Origin of the sequence: Parvibaculum sp. (genome assembly GCF_030651915.1) — a bacterium.
Lineage (GTDB): Bacteria > Pseudomonadota > Alphaproteobacteria > Parvibaculales > Parvibaculaceae > Parvibaculum.
Map to the genome: position 1 here is coordinate 191,186 of NZ_JAUSBV010000010.1, position 22,807 is coordinate 213,992.

At 64.2% G+C, this 22,807-nt stretch carries 20 protein-coding genes and 1 tRNA gene; 12 read left to right on the top strand and 9 right to left on the bottom strand.

Translation table 11 applies throughout. The features are described 5' to 3' along the window. Window positions 1–49 precede the first annotated feature (49 nt). Window positions 50–1,099 carry an aldo/keto reductase gene (locus tag Q7V31_RS14935; protein ID WP_304735428.1) on the bottom strand — a complete coding sequence of 350 codons (1,050 nt, stop codon included), beginning with the start codon at window positions 1,097–1,099 and terminating at the stop codon, window positions 50–52. Window positions 1,100–1,134: 35 nt separating this feature from the next. Further along, window positions 1,135–1,725, bottom strand: a complete 591-nt coding sequence (locus Q7V31_RS14940) for a TetR/AcrR family transcriptional regulator (protein ID WP_304735429.1) — start codon at window positions 1,723–1,725, stop codon at window positions 1,135–1,137. A gap of 118 nt (window positions 1,726–1,843) precedes the next feature. On the opposite strand from Q7V31_RS14940, the gene Q7V31_RS14945 reads away from it, so the two are divergent. The 4 genes from Q7V31_RS14945 (at window position 1,844) to argC (ending at window position 4,536) form a co-directional block, all read left to right on the top strand. Further along, entirely contained in the window at window positions 1,844–2,299 is a 456-nt protein-coding gene (locus tag Q7V31_RS14945) for a PaaI family thioesterase (RefSeq protein ID WP_304735430.1), read from the top strand. 148 nt (window positions 2,300–2,447) lie between these two features. After that, window positions 2,448–2,924, top strand: a complete 477-nt coding sequence (gene rplM / locus Q7V31_RS14950; protein WP_304735432.1) for a 50S ribosomal protein L13 — start codon at window positions 2,448–2,450, stop codon at window positions 2,922–2,924. Beyond that, window positions 2,917–3,390, top strand: a complete 474-nt coding sequence (gene rpsI, locus Q7V31_RS14955) for a 30S ribosomal protein S9 (protein WP_304735433.1) — start codon at window positions 2,917–2,919, stop codon at window positions 3,388–3,390. The genes rplM and rpsI overlap by 8 nt, the downstream gene beginning before the upstream one ends. 192 nt (window positions 3,391–3,582) lie before the next feature. Then, entirely contained in the window at window positions 3,583–4,536 is a 954-nt protein-coding gene (argC, locus tag Q7V31_RS14960; RefSeq protein ID WP_304735435.1) for an N-acetyl-gamma-glutamyl-phosphate reductase, read from the top strand. 419 nt (window positions 4,537–4,955) lie between these two features. On the opposite strand, the gene Q7V31_RS14965 is transcribed toward argC, so the two are convergent. Next, window positions 4,956–5,798, bottom strand: coding sequence for an EamA family transporter (locus tag Q7V31_RS14965; protein WP_304735437.1), 843 nt, complete (start codon window positions 5,796–5,798; stop codon window positions 4,956–4,958). A gap of 362 nt (window positions 5,799–6,160) precedes the next feature. Next, complete coding sequence (locus Q7V31_RS14970; RefSeq protein WP_304735438.1) at window positions 6,161–8,035, bottom strand: alpha/beta hydrolase; 1,875 nt, start codon at window positions 8,033–8,035, stop codon at window positions 6,161–6,163. A 208-nt stretch (window positions 8,036–8,243) separates the two neighbouring features. On the opposite strand from Q7V31_RS14970, the gene Q7V31_RS14975 reads away from it, so the two are divergent. The 6 genes from Q7V31_RS14975 (at window position 8,244) to Q7V31_RS15000 (ending at window position 14,722) form a co-directional block, all read left to right on the top strand. Then, the gene (locus Q7V31_RS14975; protein ID WP_304735439.1) at window positions 8,244–8,885 is read left to right on the top strand and encodes a hypothetical protein; all 642 of its coding nucleotides are present in this window, start codon (window positions 8,244–8,246) and stop codon (window positions 8,883–8,885) included. Window positions 8,886–9,020: 135 nt separating this feature from the next. Then, on the top strand, window positions 9,021–10,286 hold the full coding sequence (locus Q7V31_RS14980; protein ID WP_304735440.1) for an LL-diaminopimelate aminotransferase: 1,266 nt from the start codon (window positions 9,021–9,023) through the stop codon (window positions 10,284–10,286). Then, window positions 10,283–11,590, top strand: coding sequence for a homoserine dehydrogenase (locus tag Q7V31_RS14985; protein WP_304735441.1), 1,308 nt, complete (start codon window positions 10,283–10,285; stop codon window positions 11,588–11,590). The genes Q7V31_RS14980 and Q7V31_RS14985 overlap by 4 nt, the downstream gene beginning before the upstream one ends. 57 nt (window positions 11,591–11,647) lie before the next feature. Beyond that, complete coding sequence (glpX, locus tag Q7V31_RS14990) at window positions 11,648–12,622, top strand: class II fructose-bisphosphatase (RefSeq protein ID WP_304735442.1); 975 nt, start codon at window positions 11,648–11,650, stop codon at window positions 12,620–12,622. Window positions 12,623–12,726: 104 nt separating this feature from the next. Further along, entirely contained in the window at window positions 12,727–14,532 is a 1,806-nt protein-coding gene (recJ, locus tag Q7V31_RS14995) for a single-stranded-DNA-specific exonuclease RecJ (RefSeq protein WP_304735443.1), read from the top strand. A gap of 115 nt (window positions 14,533–14,647) precedes the next feature. After that, a tRNA-Glu gene (locus tag Q7V31_RS15000) sits at window positions 14,648–14,722 on the top strand. A 24-nt stretch (window positions 14,723–14,746) separates the two neighbouring features. Here the strand turns inward: Q7V31_RS15000 and Q7V31_RS15005 are convergent. Together Q7V31_RS15005 and Q7V31_RS15010 are read right to left on the bottom strand one after the other, a co-directional pair. Next, window positions 14,747–15,175 carry a hypothetical protein gene (locus Q7V31_RS15005; RefSeq protein WP_304735444.1) on the bottom strand — a complete coding sequence of 143 codons (429 nt, stop codon included), beginning with the start codon at window positions 15,173–15,175 and terminating at the stop codon, window positions 14,747–14,749. A gap of 25 nt (window positions 15,176–15,200) precedes the next feature. Beyond that, window positions 15,201–15,620, bottom strand: coding sequence for a VOC family protein (locus tag Q7V31_RS15010; protein ID WP_304735446.1), 420 nt, complete (start codon window positions 15,618–15,620; stop codon window positions 15,201–15,203). Window positions 15,621–15,694: 74 nt separating this feature from the next. On the opposite strand from Q7V31_RS15010, the gene Q7V31_RS15015 reads away from it, so the two are divergent. Then, window positions 15,695–16,435, top strand: coding sequence for a Sir2 family NAD-dependent protein deacetylase (locus tag Q7V31_RS15015; protein ID WP_304735447.1), 741 nt, complete (start codon window positions 15,695–15,697; stop codon window positions 16,433–16,435). A 21-nt stretch (window positions 16,436–16,456) separates the two neighbouring features. Here the strand turns inward: Q7V31_RS15015 and Q7V31_RS15020 are convergent, their stop codons facing one another. Beyond that, window positions 16,457–17,701, bottom strand: a complete 1,245-nt coding sequence (locus Q7V31_RS15020) for a FecR domain-containing protein (RefSeq protein ID WP_304735449.1) — start codon at window positions 17,699–17,701, stop codon at window positions 16,457–16,459. A gap of 228 nt (window positions 17,702–17,929) precedes the next feature. Between Q7V31_RS15020 and Q7V31_RS15025 the strand changes: the two genes are divergently transcribed. Next, window positions 17,930–19,639: a ShlB/FhaC/HecB family hemolysin secretion/activation protein gene (locus Q7V31_RS15025; RefSeq protein ID WP_304735450.1), complete on the top strand. Its 1,710-nt coding sequence runs from the start codon at window positions 17,930–17,932 to the stop codon at window positions 19,637–19,639. A gap of 37 nt (window positions 19,640–19,676) precedes the next feature. Here Q7V31_RS15025 and Q7V31_RS15030 read toward each other — a convergent pair whose 3' ends face one another. Both Q7V31_RS15030 and Q7V31_RS15035 read right to left on the bottom strand, forming a co-directional pair. Further along, window positions 19,677–21,905 (bottom strand): CHASE2 domain-containing protein, encoded by a 2,229-nt coding sequence (locus tag Q7V31_RS15030; RefSeq protein ID WP_304735452.1) that lies wholly within the window; start codon window positions 21,903–21,905, stop codon window positions 19,677–19,679. A 154-nt stretch (window positions 21,906–22,059) separates the two neighbouring features. Then, window positions 22,060–22,794 carry an SDR family oxidoreductase gene (locus Q7V31_RS15035; RefSeq protein WP_304735453.1) on the bottom strand — a complete coding sequence of 245 codons (735 nt, stop codon included), beginning with the start codon at window positions 22,792–22,794 and terminating at the stop codon, window positions 22,060–22,062. Window positions 22,795–22,807: the final 13 nt, after the last annotated feature.

Genomic DNA, 22,807 nt, shown 5'->3' on the forward strand with positions numbered 1-22,807 from the left:
AGCCTACACGGCCCGCCGCCCGCCTTCCAAATCCGGAGACGCCGGGACGTCAGAACGTCGAGCGGGCGACCGTCGACCAGTCGCGGACGGCGCCGGGCTTGCGGTCGGTCTGCTGGCCGATCATCCAGCCGGGATAGGTGAGCGTCGGCGCGCTGGCGGCGTCGATGGCAGCGAGGTCTTCGGCATCGAGCGCCACGTCGACGGCGCCGAGATTGTCCTTCAACTGGGCCTCGGTCTTCGCGCCGATGATGACGGTCGTGACATAGGGCTTGTGTAGCTGCCAGCCGAGCGCTACCTGCGCGACGGTCGCCTTGTGCTTCTTCGCGATGCCTTTCAGCACGTCGACGATGTCGTAGACCTTCTCGACATCGACGGGCGGGAAGTCGAACTGGGTGCGGCGGCCTTCATTGGCTTTCGAGTCGCGCGAGAACTTGCCGGAAAGGGCGCCGCCCGCCAGCGGGCTCCATGTCATCAGGCCGAGTTTCTGGTCTTCGAGCAGCGGCACGATTTCGTGTTCGAGGTCGCGGCCGGCCAGCGAGTAATAGGCCTGAAGGGTGGCGAATTTCTCGAAGCCCCGGCGTTCGGAAATGCCGAGCGCCTTCATGATCTGCCATGCTTGCCAGTTGGAAACGCCGACATAGCGGACCTTGCCCTGGCGGACGAGGTCGTCCATCGCTCGCAAGGATTCTTCCATCGGCGTGACGGCGTCCCAGCCATGGATCTGGTAAAGATCGATATAATCCGTACCGAGACGTTTCAGGCTCGCCTCCACCTGTTGCATCAGGGCGAGGCGGGAGACGCCGACCTCGTTGGCGCCCTTGCCCATGCGGCCGAAGGCCTTGGTGGCGAGGACGACGTTCTTGCGTTTCGCGCCGAGCGCCTTGCCGGTGATGGTTTCGGATTCGCCGACGGAATAGACGTTGGCGGTGTCGAGGAAGTTGATGCCGGCATCGAGCGCGCCGCCGACAAGAGCGTCGGCCTCCTTCTGCTCAAGGCCGGCGACGACGCCGAAGGGCGAGCCCTTGCCGCCGAAGGTCATGGTGCCAAGGCAGAGACGCGAAACGAAAGTGCCGGTATTGCCGAGTTGTGCGTATTGCATGGAGGTTCCCGTCGGTTTGGGTGTGGAAGGAAATGTCAGACGGCGATGGCGTCCCAGCAGGCGTCGATCACGTCCTGCAGGCGGGCATCGCCGGGTTTCGTTGCGCCGGCAATGGCGCGGGCGGCCAGCGCGTTGAGCGGGCCGGAGATCAGGGATGAGAGAATGTCGGGCGGCAGCGACTTGAAGACGCCGTCGCGATAGCCCTCGCCGAAGAAGCTGGTGAGCTCGGCCTTGAATTCACCCTGGATCGACTTTCCGGCGTCGCGCAGAAAGGGCGAGAAGGCATATTGCTCGGCGAAGCAGAATTCGCGCGGATGCGACAGGCAATAGGCGAAGGTGTTGCGCCAGAGGCGGTCGAAGCGGGCGCGCAGCGGCAGGGCCGGGTCATAGCCCGCAAACATGGCCGCAAGGCGCTCGCGCTTGATCTCGACATAAAGGGCGTGGATCAGCTCCTCCTTGCCGGCGAAATGACGGTAGATCGTGCCGACGGGGATGCCGGCCGATTTGGCCAGGCTCGCCATCGAGGCGCCGTGGAAGCCCTCGTCGCTGAAAAGGCCGAGGGCCGCCTCGAGGATGCGGCGACGCTTGGGGTCGCCGGCGGAGGGATTTTCGGAATGAACGTTCATTCCGAAGAAGGTAGGGAGGGGCGGCGGGGACTGCAAGGGCCGGCGCCGATTTTCTGTTGGGCGGCGGCGCGGGGCCTTGTAAGCAAGCGGGCGGGGATGAGCGGCGGGAGATGGACGAATGACGGGGCTGAAGCCGGTGATGAGCGTCGAGGCGCTGGAAGACTTCATGGCGCGCGAGTTTCCGCAGATGCGGGAAGGCGGCGCGCTGACGCGAATCGAGGCGGTGGGGCCCGGTTTCGCGCGGCTGAGGCTCGCCTTTGCCGAACGCAATCTGCGGCCCGGCGGGACGATCTCGGGCCCGGCGATGATGGCGCTGGCCGATTATGCGATGTATGCGGCGGTGCTGGCCCATATCGGGCCGGTGGCGCTGGCGGTGACCACCAATCTCTCGATCAATTTCCTGCGGAAACCGCGGCCGGCCGAGATTATCGGCGAGGCGCGGCTGCTGAAGCTCGGGCGGGCGCTGGCGGTCGGCGAGATCTCGATGTGGCAGGAAGGGGCCGAGGGCGAGCCGGTCGCCCATGCGGTCTCGACCTATTCGATCCCGCCGAAGCAGGCGAATGGGGTATTATAATACCCCATCGGCAAAAGCCTGTTATTTCAGCGTTTTTCGGGCCTCGGGCGTACCGGATGTTGTTGACAGGCATCGGGGGATCGCCTAGAAGCAGCGCCGAACAGGGGCCGCGATTGCGGCCCTTCCAGATTTTTCAGGATGTTTCGCAATGAAGACCTATTCCGCGAAAGCCTCGGAGATCGAGAAGAAGTGGATCGTGATCGATGCCGAAGGCATCGTGGTCGGCCGGCTTGCGTCCTATGTCGCCAATGTTCTGCGCGGCAAGACCAAGGTGACCTACACGCCTCATCTCGACTGCGGCGACAACGTGATCATCGTCAATGCGGCCAAGGTGGTTTTCACCGGCGCCAAATATGACGACAAGCGCTACTACCGCCATACGGGTCATCCCGGCGGCATCAAGGAAACGAGCCCGAAGCGCATTCTCGAAGGCCGCTTCCCGGAGCGCGTTCTCGAGCTGGCGGTCAAGCGGATGATCCCGCGCGGACCGCTGGGCCGCAAGCAGCTCGGCAATCTGCACATCTATGGCGGCGCCGAGCATCCGCACGAAGCGCAGCAGCCACAGAAGATCGACTTCGCGGCGAAGAACCGCAAGAATGCCAGGAGCGCGGAAAGCCATGTCTGAAACAACCACGCTTGAAGGCCTGAAAGAGGCCATCGCGCCCGCCGCCGAAGCCGCGCCCGTGGAGCCGAAGCTCGACAAGTTCGGCCGCGCCTATGCGACCGGCAAGCGCAAGAACGCCGTTGCCCGCGTCTGGATCAAACCGGGTTCGGGGCGCGTCAGCATCAATGGCCGCACGCTCGAGGTTTACTTCGCGCGTCCGGTGCTGCGCATGATCCTCAACCAGCCGCTGGTGACAGCCGCGCGCGAGAAGCAGTTCGACATCACCGCAACGGTGGTGGGCGGCGGCTTGTCGGGCCAGGCGGGCGCCATCCGTCACGGCATTTCGAAGGCGCTGACCTATTTCGAACCGTCGCTTCGCGGCGTGCTGAAAAAGGAAGGCTTCCTGACGCGCGACAGCCGCGTTGTCGAACGCAAGAAATACGGCAAGGCGAAAGCCCGCCGCAGCTTCCAGTTCTCGAAGCGCTGATCGCATTCGCGACGACGATCAGGGGCGCTTCGGGCATACCGGAGCGCCCTTTTTGTTTTGTGGAGTTTATCTTACACGCCGTCTTGGCCCGCTTCATGCGGGCCATCCACGTCTTTGCCTGTAAGCAGGAAGGAAGACGTGGATGACCCGGACAAGCCGGGTCATGACGATGTTGAGAGTATAGGGTGACCAATGACCACGAAAGTTTTCATCGACGGTGAAGTGGGGACGACCGGATTGCAGATCCGGGCGCGGCTCGACGGGCGCGCCGATCTCGACCTGATTTCGCTTCCCGAGGCGAAGCGCAAGGACGCGGCGGCGCGGAAAGAGGCGCTGAATGCCGCCGACATCGTGGTGCTATGCCTGCCCGACGACGCGGCGAAGGAAGCCGTGTCGCTGATCTCGAACAAAACGACGCGCGTGATCGACGCCTCGACGGCGCATCGGGTGGCCGAGGGCTGGGTTTACGGGTTTCCCGAGATGACGGTGGCGCAGCGGCAGCTCGTGTCGGGCGCGTTGCGCGTCACCAATCCCGGCTGCTATCCGACCGGCGCCATTGCGCTGACGCGGCCGCTGGTCGAAGCGGGGTTGTTGCCGAAGGGCTGGCCGCTCACCGTCAATGCGGTGTCGGGCTATTCGGGCGGCGGCAAGCAGATGATCGCCGAGTTCGAGGATGAGGGATCGTCCAACTACACGCTCGAAGCCTTCCGCGCCTATGCGCTGGGGCTTGCGCACAAGCATGTGCCGGAGATGCAGGCGAATATGGGGCTTTCGCATCCGCCGCTGTTCACGCCGAATGTCGGGCGCTATGCGCAGGGCATGATTGTGGAAGTGCCGCTGCAGCTCTGGGCGCTGCCCGGCGCGCCGTCGCTGGCCGCCGTGCATGCGGCGATCGCGGCGGCTTATGAAGGTGCGCGGTTCGTGTCGGTGGCGGCGCTTGCAGAGAGCGCGGGCATGACCAAGCTCGACCCGGAGCAGTTGAACGGCACCAACGAGATGAAGCTGTTCGTGTTCGGCAATGAAGGCACCAGGCAGGCGCGGCTGGTGGCGCTGCTCGACAATCTCGGCAAGGGCGCTTCGGGGCAGGCGGTGCAATGCCTCAACATCATGATCGGCGCCGATGAGGGGCTTGGCGTCAATCTTTAGGGATTGGCACGCGAAGCCGCGAAGGCGCGAAGAAGTAAGGAAGATTTTTTCACGCGGAGACGCGGAGTCGCGGAGAAGAGAAAATTATTGCGCCTTCCCCCTACGCTGCTTCGCAGCTTCGGCGGACAAGTCGGCGCGAAGAAGAAAGAAATGTTCACGCAGAGGCGCAGAGACGCAGAGGTGCCTTCAAGCGGGGCGAGGGCAGCAATTCCAGCATGCGCCCCTTTTCTTCTTGCCGGGCTTTGCCCGGCAAAGAAAGTCAGGCGACAGGAAACGGGCGCCTGCCAAACATGCATCCCTCTCTGCGTCTCTGCGCCTCTGCGTGAAACCTTCCCTTACTTCCTTCTTCGCGCCTTCGCGTGCAAACCCTTCTTTTCTTCTCCTCTTCTCCGCGCCTCCGCGTGCCAATTCTTTCTTGTCTACATCCTCAGAAGGATGACGCCAGCGGCGACGATGGCGGCGGCGGCGACGGCGCGCCAGCCGAGGCCTTCTTTCAGCAGGAGGCCGGAGATCAGGGCGGCGAAGACGACGCTGGTTTCGCGCAAGGCCGCGACGGGGCCGAGCGGCGCCAGCGTCATCGCCCAGATCACCAGCCAATAGGCGATCACCGACATCACACCGCCGGCGGCACCGATCGCCATGGCGCGCTGCGGCACCAGGAATTTGCGGCCGCGACGCCAGAGCACCAGCAGGAAGAAGATCAGCCCGTCGCCGGCGAAGAGCCAGATCACATAGATATGCGGGCTTTCGGCGATGCGGCCGCCGAGGCCGTCGTTCAGCGTGTAGGCGGCGATGAAGAGCGAGGTGCCGAGCGCATAGGCGAGCGCGCGCGGATCGTTGGGGAGGCCGGCGCCATTGGTGCGGCGGAAGGCGAGGCTGACAATGCCGATGGCGACCAGCGCGATGCCGACGAAAGCGGGGGTGGGGAGGATTTCGCCGAGCCAGATCGCGCCGACCACGGTGACGATCGCCGGCGCGAGGCCGCGCGAGAGCGGATAGACCTGGCCGAAATCGCCATGCTCGTAGCATTTGACCAGGAAGAGCTTGTAGCCGGCATGCAGCACGAAGGAGAGGAAGAGGATTTTCGCCACGTCCCAGCCGGGAAAGGGAATGAAGGGCAGGAAGGGCAGCGCGACGAGGCCCGTCGCGCCGGCGATCCAGCCCATGGTCATCAGCCGGTCGGTGCCGGTCTTGACCAGCGCGTTCCAGGTGGCGTGGAGGACGGCGGAGAAAAGGACGGCAAGCGTGACGGTGAGGGTCAAGGAGAAGCGCTCCGGCGGGGCCGCGGAATGGCGGCGAGGGGAGGCTAGCGGTTCGAGGTGAGTCTGCCGAGAGGGGATTTAGGCGAAGGGGTTTGCGCTCTGCCACCCTCCCCCTGTGGGAGGGTCAAACGGCTGCAAGCCGTTTGGGGAGGGGGACGCCGCTATCGGTGAATGGTGCGTGACCGATTATGCGCCGCGTTTCCTCGCTTACCCCTCCCCGAAAACTTCTCGCTCCGCTCGAATTTTTCGACCCTCCCACAGGGGGAGGGTGGAAACTGGTGATGGTTGTTTACACCCTTCACCTCGTAATGACGAATACGGGGTGGCACCGAAAGTCGGGCGTGTACGGAATATCCGCGCCCTCAGTCCTCGCTCTTCACCAGCACGTAAGAGCCCGGTGCATCTTCCAGCACCTTGAGTTTGCCGCTGCCGGGTTTGCGCGCGGGGACCATCGGGCCTGATTTTTCCGAGAGCCATTGTTCCCAGTCCGGCCACCAGGAGCCCTTGTGGTCGGTGGCGCCCTCGATCCATTCGGCGGCGGTGGCGGGGAGGTTGTCGTTGAGCCAGTGATTGTATTTGTTCAGCGCCGGCGGGTTGATGACGCCGGCGATGTGGCCGGAGCCGGCGCAGATGAAGCGCACCGGGCCGCCGAAAAGCTTCGTCGCCTTGTAGACGGAGTTGTAGGGCGAGATGTGATCCTCGCGGCTCGATTGCAGATAGACCGGCACTTTGACTTTATGCAGGTCGAGCGTTTCGCCGCCGAGCACCATGCGGCCTTCGGCGAGCTTGTTTTCGAGATAGCATTCGCGCAAGTACCCGACATGCATGGCCGATGGCAGGCGCGTCGCGTCGGCGTTCCAGAACAGGATGTCGAAGGGCATCGGCTCGCGGCCCAAGAGGTAGTTGTTGACGACATAGTTCCAGATCAGGTCGTTCGAGCGCAGCATGTTGAAGGTCGAGGCCATGGTCGAGCCCTTCAGATAGCCGCCTTCCTGATGCATCTGGCGCTCGATGTCGGCGATCTGTTCCTCGTCGATGAAGACTTTCAGTTCGCCGGCTTCGGTGAAGTCCATCTGGGCAACGAGGAAGGTCGCCGATTTGATACGGGCGTCGCCGCGCGCCGCCATGTGGGCGAGCGCGCAGGCCAAGAGCGTGCCGCCGATGCAATAGCCGACGGCGTTGACTTCCGTCTCGCCGGTCGCCTGTTCGACCGCATCGAGCGCCGCATAGACGCCCTGCGTCATGTAATCCTCGAAGGTCTTCAAGGCGAGCTTCGCATCGGGATTGACCCAGCTGGCGATGAAGACCGTGTAGCCCTTGTCGACCGCGTGCTTGATGAAGGATTTTTCGGGCGTCAGATCGAGGATGTAATATTTGTTGATCCAGGGCGGGAAGATCACCAGCGGGCGCTTGTGGACCTTTTCGGTTGTCGGCTCATATTGAATGAGCTGCATCAACTCGTTCTGGAAGACGACCTTGCCCGGCGTCGTCGCGACATTGACGCCCAGCGTGAAGGCCGACATGTCGGTCTGCTGGATGTCGATATGGCCGTGGCCGCGCTCGATGTCTTCCAGCAGGCGTTCCATGCCGGCGACCAGGTTTTCGCCGTTCGAGGCCAGCGTCGTGCGCAGGATTTCCGGATTGGTGAAGACGAAGTTCGAGGGCGAAATCGCATTGGCGATCTGGCGGACATAGAAGTCGGCCTGTTCGCGGGTATGCGGATCGACGCCTTCGGCGGCGCGGACGCGCTCGGTCAGCCATTTGCCGGCCAGCAGGTAGGATTGCTTCATCAGGTCGAAGACGATGTTTTCCTGCCAGTCGGGATCGCGGAAGCGCTTGTCGCTGCGGCTCGGGCTGGCCACCGGCGGGACGTCCTCGCCGAGCAGGAAGCGGCGCGTCATCGAGCCGGCCAGGTTCATGTAGCCCTGCCAGAAGGACAGTTGCGCCTCGACGATTTTCGCCGGATTGCGCAGGTAGCTGCCGGCGACCGCGGCCAGGGTGCGGCCGACACGCTGCAGGTCGTGCAGGCTGCGGTCGGCGCTGCCGGCCGAATCGTCGGCGTTCATCAATTGCCGGGCGGCCTTCTGGCCCAGCGTTGCCGCCTGCAGCAGATTGACGGCGAGCGCCCCCATATCGGGGACCGCGAAGCCCCGGGGGGCGGTCTCCGCAACGGCTTTCCCGGGCGTCGGTTTGTGGGGCGGGGAGGCTTTGTTCTTGCGGCTTTTCGGCGAACTCATCGGTGATCCCTGGGGGCGTTTCCGGGTCGATTTACCCTTCAATATGGCAGAGATATGGGCCGGCGGGGCGCTCTGTCACACCCCGGCAACGACAAAATCTTCCACTGCCGAAGCCTATACTATACGCTTGTTCATGTCCGCCGGATGACGCCGCTTGCGCGCGCGACCGGACGGGCTGGACGAAAGAAAATTCAAGGGAGTTCGAGAGATGTCCGCTCAGGCGAAGACGGGACCGGCGACGGCAGCGGTGCTTCTGGCAGGGCTGATGCTCGCCGGCTGTTCGGCGATGTCCGACACCGCCAAGCCCGAAGCCATGTATGGCGGCGCACCGGCGCCGGCATCGGCGGACGCGACCTTTCCGGACCTGCGCAGCGTGCCCGCTCAGGCCCCCGAGGTGACGTCGGCCGCCGAGCAGCAACGCATCGCCGACGGGCTTGCCGACGATCGCACGCAGGCGCGCTATGCCGACCAGCTTTTGCGCAGCGGCACGGCGGCGCCGGCCTCGACAAGCCGCGCCGGCCCCTTGCCGCCGCCGCTGCCGCCGCTAGGCGAGGTTCCGGCCGACCCCGAGTACGAGCGGCGGTCGCTTTACGAGCAGGCGCCGATCATTCCGATGCCGGCACGTGGCGGACATAGCGACATGACGGCCGTGTTCAAGATCGAAACCGCGGCCCGGGCGCCGACGGCCAGCGAGGCCGCCGTGGTGACCGAGGACGGCGCTGCCGCCGCCGCGCCGGCGCCGGCCTCATCCTCCGGTGTCGATAGCGGCCCGGAAGTGACGCCCGCACCGACCAAGCGGGTGACGGTGAAGCCGGTCATCGGCCAGGCACCGGAAGCCAGCCAGCCCTGAGGCCCCGCCGGCCGCCTTTCCGCCGGATTTCCCCTTGTCAGATGGCTCGCAGGGCTTTGGCGGGGCGTCCTTTGGCGTTATAAGGGCGCCCTGTGCCCGGGTCTTGCGGGTTTTCAGCGTCTCCAGGAATCTGCCATGAGCGAAGAGTTTCATCGCATAAAGCGCTTGCCGCCTTACGTTTTCGAGAGCGTCAACAAGCTCAAGGCCAAGGCGCGCGCCGAGGGCAAGGACATCATCGATTTCGGCATGGGCAATCCCGACATGCCGACGCCGCCGCATATCGTCGAGAAGCTGATCGAGGCGGTGCGCGATCCGAAGACGCATCGCTATTCGGCCTCGCGCGGCATTCCGGGGCTCAGGCGGGCGCAGGCGGCTTATTACGAGCGCCGCTTCGGTGTGACGCTCAATCCGGAAACCGAAGTCATCGCGACGCTGGGCTCGAAAGAGGGGCTGGCCAATCTGGCGCAGGCGATCACGGCGCCGGGCGATGTCATTCTCTGTCCCAATCCGAGCTATCCGATCCATGCCTTCGGCTTCATCATTTCGGGCGCCGTCATCCGCTCGGTGCCGTTCGAGAGCGCAGATGGCTTTTTCGAGATGCTGGAACGCGGCGTGCGCCACAGCGTGCCCAAGCCCGTGGCGCTGGTCGTGTCCTATCCCTCGAACCCGACGGCGCAGGTCGCCGATCTCGATTTCTACCGCGAGGTGATCGCCTTTGCCGCCAAGCACGATCTCTTCGTGATTTCCGATCTCGCCTATTCGGAAATCTATTTCGACGGCAATCCGCCGCCCTCGATATTGCAGGTGCCGGGCGCACGCGAGCGCACGGTCGAGTTCACTTCGCTCTCCAAGACCTTCGCCATGCCGGGCTGGCGCATGGGCTTTGCGGTCGGCAATGAGCGGCTGATCAATGCGCTGGGCCGCGTCAAATCCTATCTCGATTACGGCGCCTTCACGCCGATCCAGGTGGCGGCGACGGCGGCCCTCAATGGCCCGCAGGATTGCGTCGCGGAAATTCGCGGCATCTACAAGCATCGCCGCGACGTGCTGGTCGACAGCATGAGCCGCGCCGGCTGGGATATTCCCTCGCCGCCGGCCAGCATGTTCGCCTGGTCGCCGATCCCCGAAAAATTCCGCCATCTCGGCTCGATGGGTTTTGCGACGCTGCTGCTCGAACAGGCCGATGTCGCCGTCGCGCCGGGCATCGGCTTCGGCGAATATGGCGATGGCCATGTGCGCATCGGCCTTGTCGAGAACGAACAGCGCATCCGACAGGCGGCGCGCAACGTCAAGCGCATGATGACGCATGCCGACCAGATCATCGCCGAATATGAAGAGCGCGTCGGCATCAAATCGCGCGTCGTGCCGCACCCCAGTTCAACGAGGGCGGGCCGGACGTGACAAAGCCGCTGCGGATCGGAATTGCCGGCCTCGGCACGGTGGGGGCGGGCGTGGTCAAGATTTTGGCCGCGCGCGCGGCTCATTTGTCGGCCGCGACCGGGCGCGCCATCGAGATCGTGGCGGTGTCGGCGCGCGACAGCAACAAGGATCGCGGCATCGACCTCACCGGCGTCCGCTTCGAACGCGACGCGCTGGCGCTGGCAACGGCGGACGACATCGATGTCGTCGCCGAGATGATCGGCGGTTCGGAAGGCGTGGCGCGCGACCTCGTCGAGGCGGCGCTGAAAGCCGGCAAGCATGTCGTCACCGCCAACAAGGCGCTTCTCGCCCATCATGGCGCGAACCTTGCGCGGCTGGCGGAAGCGAAGGGTGTTGCGCTCAATTACGAGGCGGCGGTGGCCGGCGGCATTCCGATCGTCAAGACCATGCGCGAGGCGCTGGCGGCCAACGAGATCCGCAGCATTCACGGTATTCTCAACGGGACCTGCAATTACATCCTGACCGAGATGGAGACGACCGGCCGCGATTTCGGCGATGTGCTGAAGGACGCGCAGGCGCTCGGCTATGCCGAAGCCGATCCGTCGTTCGATGTCGGCGGCATCGACGCCGCGCACAAGCTGGCGATCCTGACCAGCCTTGCCTTCGGCACGGAAGTCGATTTCGGCGCCGTGCAGATCGAAGGCATCGAGAAGATCAGCGCCACCGACATCTCCTTTGCGCGCGAGTTCGGCTACAAGATCCGGCTGCTGGCGATTGCCGAGAAGCTCGACAGCGGCATCGTGCAGCGCGTGCATCCGGCGCTGGTGCCGGAGGGGACGCCGCTGGCCGCCGTGTCGGGCGTTTATAATGCGGTCGCCGTCGATGCCGACCGCGTCGGCCATATGGTGCTTGAGGGCCGCGGCGCCGGCGAGGGACCAACGGCGTCGGCGGTCATTTCCGATATTGTCGACATTGCGCGCGGGCTCATCCTGGCGCCCTTTATCGTGCCGGCGGACCGTCTCAAGAAACTCGTTCAAGCCCCTGTGGATACACACAAAAAGGCATTTTATCTTCGGGTGCGGGCGGTCGACCGCGCCGGCAGCATGGCGGCGATCACGCAGGCGCTGGCGCAGGCCTCGGTCTCGATCGAGCGCATCGTGCAGCGCGGCGACCGGCAGGATGGCAGCGGGAGGCTTCCGGTCGTGTTCGTGACGCATGCGACCGACGAGGGCACAATGGCCCGCGCGCGGGCACATTTGGCAGAACACGAAGATGTCGCGGGCACACCGCTGGTTTTGAGAATAGAAGACGGGGAACTGCGCTGACAGGCGCGGACGACAAAGCGCGCGGTTGAGGCCGCGCGAGACTGGAAGGAAATTTCGATGGCGACGAAGATCACCAACCTGAACCGCATGCTGGCGCTCGAAATGGGGCGCGTCACCGAGCGTGCGGCGGTTCGGTCGTCGCTCTGGGTCGGGCGCGGCGACGAGAAGTCGGCCGATCAGGCCGCGGTCGACGCGATGCGCAAGGAACTCAACGTCCTCGACATCGACGGTGTGGTGGTGATCGGCGAGGGCGAGCGCGACGAGGCGCCGATGCTTTATATCGGCGAGAAGGTTGGTACGGGCAAAGGCCCCAAGGTCGATATCGCGCTCGATCCGCTGGAAGGCACGACGCTGACCGCCAAGGCGATGCCGAATGCGATGGCGGTGCTGGCCGCGGCGGAAGGCGGCACGCTGCTCAATGCGCCCGATACCTATATGGACAAGATCGCGATCGGCGGGGGCTTTCCCGAAGGGCTGGTCGATCTCGACGCGACGCCGCTTGAAAACCTCAAGGCGCTGGCGAAAGCCAAGAAGGTCGAAGTGTCGGCGCTCACGGTTTGCATTCTCGACCGGCCGCGCCATGCCGATCTTATTCGCGCCGTGCGCGATGCCGGCGCGCGCGTGACGCTGATCACCGATGGCGACATTGCCGGCGTCATTGCCACCACCGATCCCGAAACCGGTGTCGACATCTATATGGGTGTCGGTGGGGCGCCCGAAGGCGTTCTGGCGGCGGCGGCACTCCGATGCATCGGCGGCCAGATGCAGGGCCGTCTGGTCACCAATGTCGAGGAACAGAAGGTTCGCGCCGCCAAAATGGGCGTCAAGGATTTCAACAAGAAGTACACGATGAACGAGATGGCCTCGGGCGATGTCATTTTCGCCGCCACCGGCGTCACCGATGGCTGGCTGCTCGACGGCGTGCATCATGTGAATGGCGGTGTGACGACCCATACGATCGTCATGCGCTCGGCGACCGGCACGGTGCGGCGCCTCAACTCGTTCCATTCGAATATCGAGAAGTTCAGCTAGACTGCCTGACGGGTTGCCGTCTTCCTTCGCACCCTCCCCAGGGGAGGGTGGGATGCTTCATTCGCCGCCGGTGCCCATTCGGCCAATGACGGGACAAAGACCCGATGCCAGCTCCCCGCAACTTTCTAGGCGTCGATCGCTCGGTGACGGGCCGCGCCTGGGTGAGCCGTCTGGGGGACGACCGGCTGGCGCTGGCGATTGCGCAGCGCGAAGGCCTGCCCGAGATCGTCGCCCGCGTGCTGGCCGGGCGCGGCGTGCTGCCGGAGGATTGCGCGGCCTATCTGGCGCCGTCGCTGAAAAGCCTGATGCCCGATCCGCGCGTTCTCATCGACATGGAAAAGGCGGCCTTGCGCGTTGCCAGGGCGATCATCGATGACGAGAAGGTCGCGGTCTTCGGCGATTACGATGTCGATGGCGCAACCTCCTCGGCGCTGCTCTATCGTTTCTTCCGCGCCGCCGGCCGCGAGCTGCGCGTTTATATTCCCGATCGCATCCGCGAAGGCTACGGGCCCAACGCCCCGGCGCTGCTGAAACTGAAGCAGGACGGCATCGATCTCGTTGTCACCGTCGATTGCGGCACCATGGCGCACAAGGCGCTGGGGCTGGCCGCCGATGCGGGCCTGCCCTCGGTCGTCATCGATCATCATCAGGCGGAACCTGCATTGCCGCCGGCCTATGCGCTGGTCAATCCGAACCGTCTCGACGACGACAGCGGTCTGGGTCAACTGGCTGCCGTCGGCGTTGCCTTTCTCTTTATTGTCGCCATCAACCGGGCGCTGCGCGAGGCGGGTTACTATGCCGGCCGCGACGAACCCGATCTGATGCAATGGCTCGATCTGGTGGCGCTCGGCACGGTTTGCGATGTGGTGCCGCTGACCGGCCTCAACCGCGCCTTCGTCGCGCAGGGGCTGCGCGTCATGGGGCGGCGGCGCAATATCGGCATGGCGGCGCTGGCCGATGTGGCGCGCATGAACGGTGCGCCCTCGACCTATCACCTCGGCTTTCTGCTCGGGCCGCGCGTCAATGCCGGCGGCCGTGTCGGCCGTTCCGATCTCGGGGCGCGGCTGCTGGTGACGGAGGACGAGGAGGAGGCGCGCCATCTTGCCGAAGAACTCAATGTGATGAATGCCGAACGGCAGTCGATCGAGGCGCAGGTGCTCGAAGAGGCGCTGGCGCAGGTCGAGGCAAAACTCAGTGCGTCACGCGCCAATGCGCTGCCGCCGCTCATTCTGGCGCAGGCGCAGGGCTGGCATCCGGGCGTCATCGGCATTGTGGCGAGCCGCCTCAAGGACAAATACGACCGGCCGTCCATGGTGCTGGCCTTCGACGCCAGGGGCGAGGGCAAGGGGTCGGGCCGTTCGATCCAGGGCGTCGATCTCGGCCGCGCGGTCACGGCGGCGCTGGAGGCGGGCCTCATCGTCAATGGCGGCGGCCATGCGATGGCGGCCGGCGTCACGCTCAACGAGAGCAAACTCGAAGCCTTCGAGGAATTTCTGACGAAGCGCCTTGAAGATGCGGTCGCCGCTGCATCGGAAGCCAAGGCGCTGCGTCTCGATGGCGCCTTGTCGGCGCGCGGCGCGACGCGCGATCTCTACGACCTGATTCAGCAGGCGGGCCCTTACGGCGCCGGCAATGCCGAACCGCGCTTTGCGGTGCCGTCGGTGCGGGTGGTGAAGGCCGACATTGTCGGCCGTGCCCATGTGCGCTGCATCCTGACCGGCGAGGATGGCGGGCGGCTGAAGGCGATTGCCTTCCGCGCCGCCGAAACGCCGCTCGGGCAGGCGTTAATGGACCGGGGCAGCGGCTTGCTGCATGTCGCGGGGCGGCTGACCGCCGATGACTGGCAGGGAAAACGCGACGTGCAGCTCACGCTCGAGGACGCGGTGCCGACGCGGGATGCCACGCCCTGAAATCCGGGCTTTTTCGAAGTGTTGGGGCGGGTTTCAGGGGTTGCCAGCCGGGCCCCGTCCGCTTATAAGGCGCGCTCATGGCTGGCCTTCGGGCTGTCCCGCGCCGGCCTTCCGTGCGCCCTTCGTCTATCGGTTAGGACGCCAGATTTTCATTCTGGAAAGAGGGGTTCGACTCCCCTAGGGCGTACCACTTCCCCCACCGCAGAGCGGTTCTTCAGTAGCCCATGTTGAACTGGCTGCCCGGCCGGATATAGGGCGCGCCCGAAGCGTCGAGGCATTCGTCGGCGCGCCACTGGCCGATGCGGCCAAAAGCGTCCGGCGCGTCCATCATCACCATACGGCAGGCCATGGGGCGTTCGCGCTCATTGTCGTTGCCATAGGCGGCGCGGCGTTCGGCCTGAAGGCGGGCCGCTTCGAGACGCTTGTATTCCATCGAGTCGGTTGAGCCCCGGCCCGGCTGGCAGCATTCGGGCGAGACATAGCGCGGCATGGCCGAAAGCCCGGGCCGCATGCTGTCGTCAAGGCCTTGATGAAACCGCAGATTGGGATCGTCGTGGAGAAACGGGTCGGCCGCCAGCGGGGTGGCCGAAAGCCCGAATAGAAGCGCCGCCGAAAGGGTGGCTATGCGGCTCCAGTGCGTCATACAACCAACCCTACCACAAAGCCGCCTACCAGTGCCCCTTATTCTCCATCGAGGACCATGGCTCGGCCGGATCGAGCGGCTTTCCGTGCTGCAGCAATTCAATCGAGACATTGTCGGGCGAGCGCACAAAGGCCATGCGGCCGTCGCGGGGCGGGCGGTTGATGGTGACGCCGGCCTTCAACAACCGCTCGCAGGTTTCATAGATATTCTCGACCTCATAGGCCAGATGGCCGAAATTGCGGCCTTCGCCCAGTTCCTCCGGGTCCCAGTTCCAGGTCAGCTCGACCTGGGCCTCCTTCTGGCCGGGTGCGGCGAGGAAGACCAGCGAGAAGCGACCGGCCTCGATGTCGAAACGGCCGAGATTTTCGAGGCCGAGCTTGTTGCAGTAGAAGTCGAGCGACTTGTCGAGATCGCTGACACGGACCATCGTGTGCAGATATTTCATGTCACGCCTTTGCCGGAAGGGAGATTTTCGACCATCATCCCCGGTGAAGGGCTGCAAGTCAAAACGGACGGGGCATGTCGAGCGAACTCAAACGGGCCATTGAAGAAGCCTATCGCGTGGTGATCTTCACCGGCGCGGGGATCAGCACGGAATCGGGCATTCCCGATTTCCGCAGCCCCGGCGGCCTCTGGACCAAAATGGCGCCGATCGATTTTTCCGACTTCATCCGTTCGGAAGAGCTCCGCCGCGAGGCCTGGCGGCGGAAATTCGAGATCGACAAGACCATCGTCGCCGCCGAACCCAACAAGGGCCATATGGCGATCGCCAAGCTGATCGACAGCGGCAAGGCCTCCCACGTCATCACGCAGAATATCGACAATCTGCATCAGAATTCCGGCGTGCCGGCCGAGCGCATCATCGAGCTGCATGGCAACGGCACTTATGCCAAATGTCTCGACTGCGGCGCGCGGCACGAATTGCATGAAGTGAAGGCGATCTACGATGCCTCGCCGGCGGCGCCGGTCTGCAAGTCCTGCGGCGGCATCGTCAAATCGGCAACGATTTCGTTCGGTCAGGCGATGCCGGAAGAGGAAATGCGCCGCGCCGAGGAGGCGACGCTGGGCTGCGATCTTTTCCTGGCGATCGGATCGTCGCTGCAGGTCTATCCGGCGGCCGGCTTTCCGATCCTTGCCAGACGCAACGGTGCGATGCTGGCCATCCTCAACCGCGAGCCGACACCGCTCGACGAGATTGCCGATCTTGTCATCCATGACGAGATCGGACCGACGCTGGCGCCGGTCGCGATGCTGAATTAGCGCGCGACCGGCGGATTGCGTCTAGCTCGGGCGACCTGCGCCGCCGGATTTGCCATTGGAGCCGCCTGACTGGCCGGGCGCGCTGCCCGATTGCCCGGGCGTGGAGCCGACGAGGCCGGGCGCGGTGCCCGACCGTCCGGGCGTGGAGCCGCCAAGGCCCGGCGCGCTGCCCGGTTGCCCGGGCGTGGAGCCAGCGAGGCCGGGTGCCGTGCCCGACTGTCCGGGCGTGGAGCCGCCAAGGCCCGGCGCGCTACCCGACTGTCCGGGCGTGGTCCCGGCAAGGCCCGGCGCGCTACCCGACTGTCCGGGCGTTGTGCCCGAGAGGCCTGGGGTTGCGCCCGACTGACCAGGCGTTGTGCCTGAGGCGCCCGGGGCGGAACCCGACTGTCCGGGCGCGGTGGCCGAACGGCCGGCGCTGGCAACCTGCGAGACGCTGTTTCCGGTCGCGCGGACCGCCGGGTCGCTGTCGGCATCATCCGTTCGGGCGGCGTTGCCGTTGTTACCGTTCATGTCGAGCCCGCGCGCAAGTCCGTTGGTCGATTTGGCGATGTCGACGGCGGCGCGCCGTTCGGCATGGATTTCCATCGCCTTGCCGGCGCTGCGTGCATGGTCTTCGACCTTGGGGGCGACGCGGGGCGTATCCTGCGCGCGCGCGGCATCCTTGCCGCGCTGAACCGGTTCCACGCCGGGTCCGCTGACTTCGAGTCCACTTCCCTTGCTGGCCAGCGTATGGGCCGTCTGGCCGGGCCGGACCATGCCCACATCGCCGGTGTCGAGGTCGATCGTTTCGACCGCGCCCTCCATGACATGGACCGCGGCGCCTTCGGCATCGACCGACACGGTGAATTTCGTCCCTTTGACGACGGCGGCAAGATAGGGGGTCTCAACCTCGAAATGCTGACGATCCTGCTTGTCGACCTGCAGCAGAATGGTACCGACACGCTGAAGGATGCGCGTCATGCCGCCGCTGTCGCTGTCGGGCGAAACCGCGATCGAGCTGTTGGGGGAGACCATGATGGATTCGGTGCCGCGCGAAAGGACCACGCGTCCGGTCTCCCCGGTTTCGATCACGGCGCCCGGTGCGACCGTGCCGTTCGGCGTCAGGGACACCGGCATCGCGCCGCCGGTCTGGATGTAGGCTTCGCCCGACATCATTTCGACATGCCATGAGGAAGAGCCTCCGGCATGCGCGGACGATGCGGCGAACATCAGGGCCGCTGCAGCAAGAATTCTTCCGCTGCTCAGCTTGCGATGTATGCGGAACATATGCGTGGCCTCCTGGCCTCATTGAACGATCACTTTCATACCATGCCCGCTGCCCGTATTTTCCACTTCTTCGCCGGCTGGTTAAGTCGACCTTAATGCCGGGCGGGTTCTACTGGCAGCGAGGCGTTGCCACTGGTTAAGGCGGCGTTAACGGCCATCGGTCCTTCGGGAAGCCTGTTTGTTCGTCACTGACGGAATGGACATTCGAGCGGCAAGAGGTTTGATCGGATGAATTTGAACACTTCTGCCAGCCGACGAAATCGCGCAAACGCGATCGGACTCGCGGCCGTTGTTGCGCTTGTTCATACGACCGCACCGGCGACGCTCCGTGCCGCTTCGCTCGACCCGACCCAGGTCGAAAGAGGACTGCAGGACAGCGAACGGCGCTTCATACCGGCGGCGCCGCGCGGGGATGGGCCGTCGATCGAAGCCAGGCCCGAGGTTGAAGCGATTCAGGACACAGGTACGTTTCTGCTCGCCGGTGTCCAGCTCAGCGGCGCCGATCTGCTGCCGGCCGACGAGCTGATATCGGCCTATGAATCTCATGTGGCGACCGAGGTCGACGAGCAGACGATCATGAAGATCGTCGAACGGATCACCACGCGTCTCAAGGATGCCGGATACCCGCTGTCCTATGCGCGCATTCCGCCGCAGCATATTGTGGCCGGCATCCTGACGATCGACATCGTGGCCGGCCGTGTCGGCAAGCTGACGATGGTCGGCACCGATACGCCTGAACGCTATCGTCCGATATTCCGGACGCTTCTGGAGGCGCCGGTTGCGACACAGGATATGCTGGAACGTGCGATCCTGCTTCTTCACGACAGCGCGGGGGTTTCCGTCTCGGATATCGCGCTGCAGGAAGACGAGGACCGGCAGGGCGTCTACGAACTTTCACTCGCTCTGGTCGAAAAGCCGCTTGAATTCTCGGTCTATACCGACAATCGCGGCACGCGTGCGGCAGGGCCGCTGCAGCTCGGTCTTTCGGCGACCTATAACAACCCGCTCGGTCTGAACGATCAGATCGGCCTGACCTATTTCACCGCGCCGGAAACGCCCGAGGAACTTCAGTATTTTCAGGGCAGCTATCTGCTGCCGATCGGGCCTTCCGGCCTCACGATGCGTGTCTCGTCGACTTACAACCGGGTCGATGCCGGCGGCAGCCTTGCCAGTGTCGGCACGGAAAGCAGTGCCTTCAGTACCAGCGTGGCCTTGCGCTATCCGCTCAAACGCAGCCGCAGCCTGTCAATATGGGCCGGGGCAAAGGCCGATTTCCGGGATGCGCGCGAAGAAAACGATTTCGGCACGGTGTTCGACGACCGGCTTGTCGTTCTGCGGTGGCATATCGATTTCGCATCGACGGATCGCTATGGGGGCGGAAATTTCCTTTCTGCCGAAATCAGCCAGGGTCTGTCCGTTGCAGGCGCATCCCGGCGCGGCGACCCGGCCTTGTCGCGGGCGGATGGCGGCGGATCTTTCACCAAGCTCAGCGGCGAAATCCATCGTCAGCAGGAGCTTTTCGTCACCGGTCTTTCGCTTTCGACCCGGCTCGCCGGTCAAATATCGTCGGTGCCGCTGCTGTCGGCCGAGGAATTCGGGCTTGGCGGCGCGCGTTTCGGACGGGCCTATCAATATGGCGAACTGACGGGGGACGACGGTCTGTCCGGTTCGCTCGAACTCGCCTATTCGCCCGAAATGAACGTCGGACCCTTGTCGTCGCCGACCGGTTATCTGTTCTACGACATCGGCGCAGTGTGGAACGGCAGCGGTCTTCCGCCGGGCCGGGATTCCCTTTCCTCCGCGGGCGCCGGTATACGCTTCAACCTGGGCGAGCGCACCCATGTCGGCCTGGAGATCGCGAAACCGCTGACCAGGGATGCCGATGAGGGGAATGGGCGCGGTCCGCGGTTCTTCTTTTCGCTCGCCATCAACTTCTAGGATCGGCTGACGTCCTGGCCGTCATCCGGCGTCGGGTTCAGGCGCCGGCCATGACCGAAGCGGCTTCGTCGTGGGCAGGGCGCAGCCGGGCAGGCGGGAACTGCAGCGTGACCGTCGTACCTTCGCCCTGAACGCTTTCGATCCGCAGCTGTCCGTCGTGGAGCTTCATATAGGCCTTGACGAGGGCAAGCCCCAGGCCCGTGCCTTCATGGCTTCGTGCGAGCGATCCGTCGGCCTGGTAGAACGGCTCGGTCACGCGCTCGATGTCCTCCGCGGCAATGCCGATACCGGGATCGGCGACCGTCAGGCAAAACCCGCCATCTGCTGCGATTGCAGTGCGGATCGTGATCCTGTCGTTCGGCTTGCTGAATTTCGCGGCATTGGAAAGGAGATTGGTGAGCATCTGCTTGAACAGGCCGGCATCGGCCCAGAGCTGCGTGAAGGCGTGATCGAAGTCGATCGCGAAGGTTTTTCCTGCAGCCTCTTTCCAGGAGCGGGCGATGCGGATGCAGGCTTCGGTGGCTTCAGCGATATCGATGTTCTCGTCGGCCAGGCTGACCTTGTTCGAGTCGATACGCGACAGGTCCAGAATGTCGTTGACCGTCATCAGGAGATGTTTGCCGCTGTCGGTGATATCCGTCGCGTATTGCCGGTATCTTCCGTCACCCAGCGGGCCGAATATTTCGGCTGTCATCAGTTCCGAGAATCCGATGATCGCGTTCAACGGCGTCCGGAGTTCGTGCCCCATATTCGCGATGAATTCGGTTTTTGCCCGGCTGGCTTCCTGCTCCTGACGGTGTGCGGCGCGGATCGCCTCCTCCGCCGCATGCCTTTCGGTCACATCGTGAAAGGTATAGGTAACGAGATCGCGCATCGTGGTCTCGTCATCCGACAGCGTCCGGGGAACCCGTGAGCGGCTCAGTGTATAGCGCAGACACATGGCCCCGCGCGGACCGGACATGTCTTCAAGCAGATATTCGCGGGGAAAGTCCCCGTCAGCCTCGGTTGCCTGCAATAGCGTTGCCGGAAGAATGTCCGAAAGCCGCATCTCCGGCGCAAGCCGTTGCCGGTCGATGCCGAACATCTGTTCGGCAACCGGGTTGATCATTTCGATCTGCCCTTCGGCATCGGCGATGATGATCGCGTCGGGACTGTCATTGACCACGCTGGTGGTCAGCAGGCGACGATATTCATTCTCGAGCCTTTGTTGCCGGATATGCCGTCGCTGCCGCGCAATCTCCGAGAGAATGGCGCTCGAACAGACAAGCAGGATGGCGGCGGACCATCCGGCCAGGTTCAGGTCGATGGCGTGATTCCGGAAGAGGAGAAATCCGATCGCCTGCAGCGTGACCAGCGCGACGATGCCGATCAGTTGCAGCTGGAGCCAGGACATCCGCTTTTGCAGGAAGAAGCCGGCAAATACGATGACGACAAGTCCGGCGATCACGGCAGGCGTGTCCGTCTGCCGGATGACCGTCCCCGTGGCGAGTGTTTCATAGGCCATGGCCTGAATGGCGGGACCCGACATCACGCCATGCTTCGGCACAGCGAACTGATCGCCGAGCTCGACAGCCGTTGCGCCGATGATGAACTTCCGGCCTTCGATCTGATCCCGGCCGACTTCGCCGTTCAGCAGATCGATATAGGAGATTCTCGGGATGCCGTGCGTATCGATGCTGTAATTGGTGTGGAAGAAAAGCTTCTCCCTGTCGGCCCGTCCCGCAAGCAGGGCGGGAAGAGAGAAATGGAACTGTCCATCGAGCTCGACGCCGTAGGATCCGCGCCGCACACGGCCATCCCGCTCGGGCGACACATTGACATTGCCGAGCCATGCATGCTCCGCGAACAGCGCCATCGGGCGCGTGACGACGATTTCATTGGTTGTGTTTCTGTCGCCGTCGCGCTGAAAGAAGATCGGCAGTATGATGCGGCCCGATGCCCGCGCGAAGGCATCCGCCAGAATGGCGCTGTCTTCGGGATAGCTCTCGCCGCTGAGGTCGATATCGAGCGCAATCTGGTTGGCGCCGTTTTCGATCAGGATGTCGACGACCTTCGCATGTGTCCGGCGCGATATCGGCCACTGGTTGAGTGCACGTAATGTCCGGACGTCGATCGCGACGACAGAAAGGGTTCCGGTCGGCTCGATCTCGACAAGATCCATGCGCCGGTCGAGCGTCCAGAGGTCAATATCCTCCCAGGCCCCGCCAACGCTCAGGATGACGGTTGTCAGGAGAATAGCTATCGAAACGACAAGCTGCTTCACCATTCCCTCGACGGCGGAATGCGCACACGGTTGCTGTTGATCCGCATCGAGGATGGTCAGGAAACGTTAAGATTTGCTGTCACGGAGTCGTGATTCGCCGCACAGCTGCCGGGATACGGCGCTTCGGGTTCCGTGGCGGGATCGCGGCAGTGGCGGATCAGCGTGCCGTCGCCCAGCCGCCGGCGACCGGGATTAACTGTCCGGTGATGAAGTCCGACCCCGGCCCCGACAGGAAGGCAACGATGGCGGCGGCCTCTTCGGGCTTGCCGAGGCGCCGCAACGGAATGTTCGACAGGATCTTGTCGCGCGATTTCGGGTCTTCCATCAGCGCGGCCGGAAAATAGTCCGGGCTTTCGATGAAGTTGAAACCCAGCGCATTGACATGGATGTTGAAGCCGGCAAGCTCCTTGGCCAGCGTCAGCGCCAGCGAATTGGCCGCGCCGCGCGCGGCGGCATAGATGCTGTAATTCGGAATGCCGTTCAGCGGCGCGGCGGACGACAGAAACAATATCTTGCCGGCCTTCTGCGCCTTCATTTGCGGCACCGCTGCGCGGGTCATGGCGAAGGACTTGAAGACCAGCGCCTCAAAAGTCTCATGCAGGTCCTTGTCGGTCGCTTCGTCGACGGCGCCGCGCACGGCCGGCCAGGCATCGTTGTTGATCAGCACATCGAGCTGGCCTTCGGCTTCCAGCACGGCCGCGACCGCCTCATGCGGGTCCTGCGCGGCCAGTGCCCGGACGCCGGGGACCTTTTTCTCGAAGGCGGCGCGGGCGGCCGCATCGGTGAAGCTGGCATCGACGCCATGGACGGAGGCGCCTTCCGCCAGAAGGGCCCGGGCCGAAGGTCCGCCGACGAAATGGGCGATGTCGGTGATGAGAATGCTGCGCGCCATGTCGGCCCCTGTT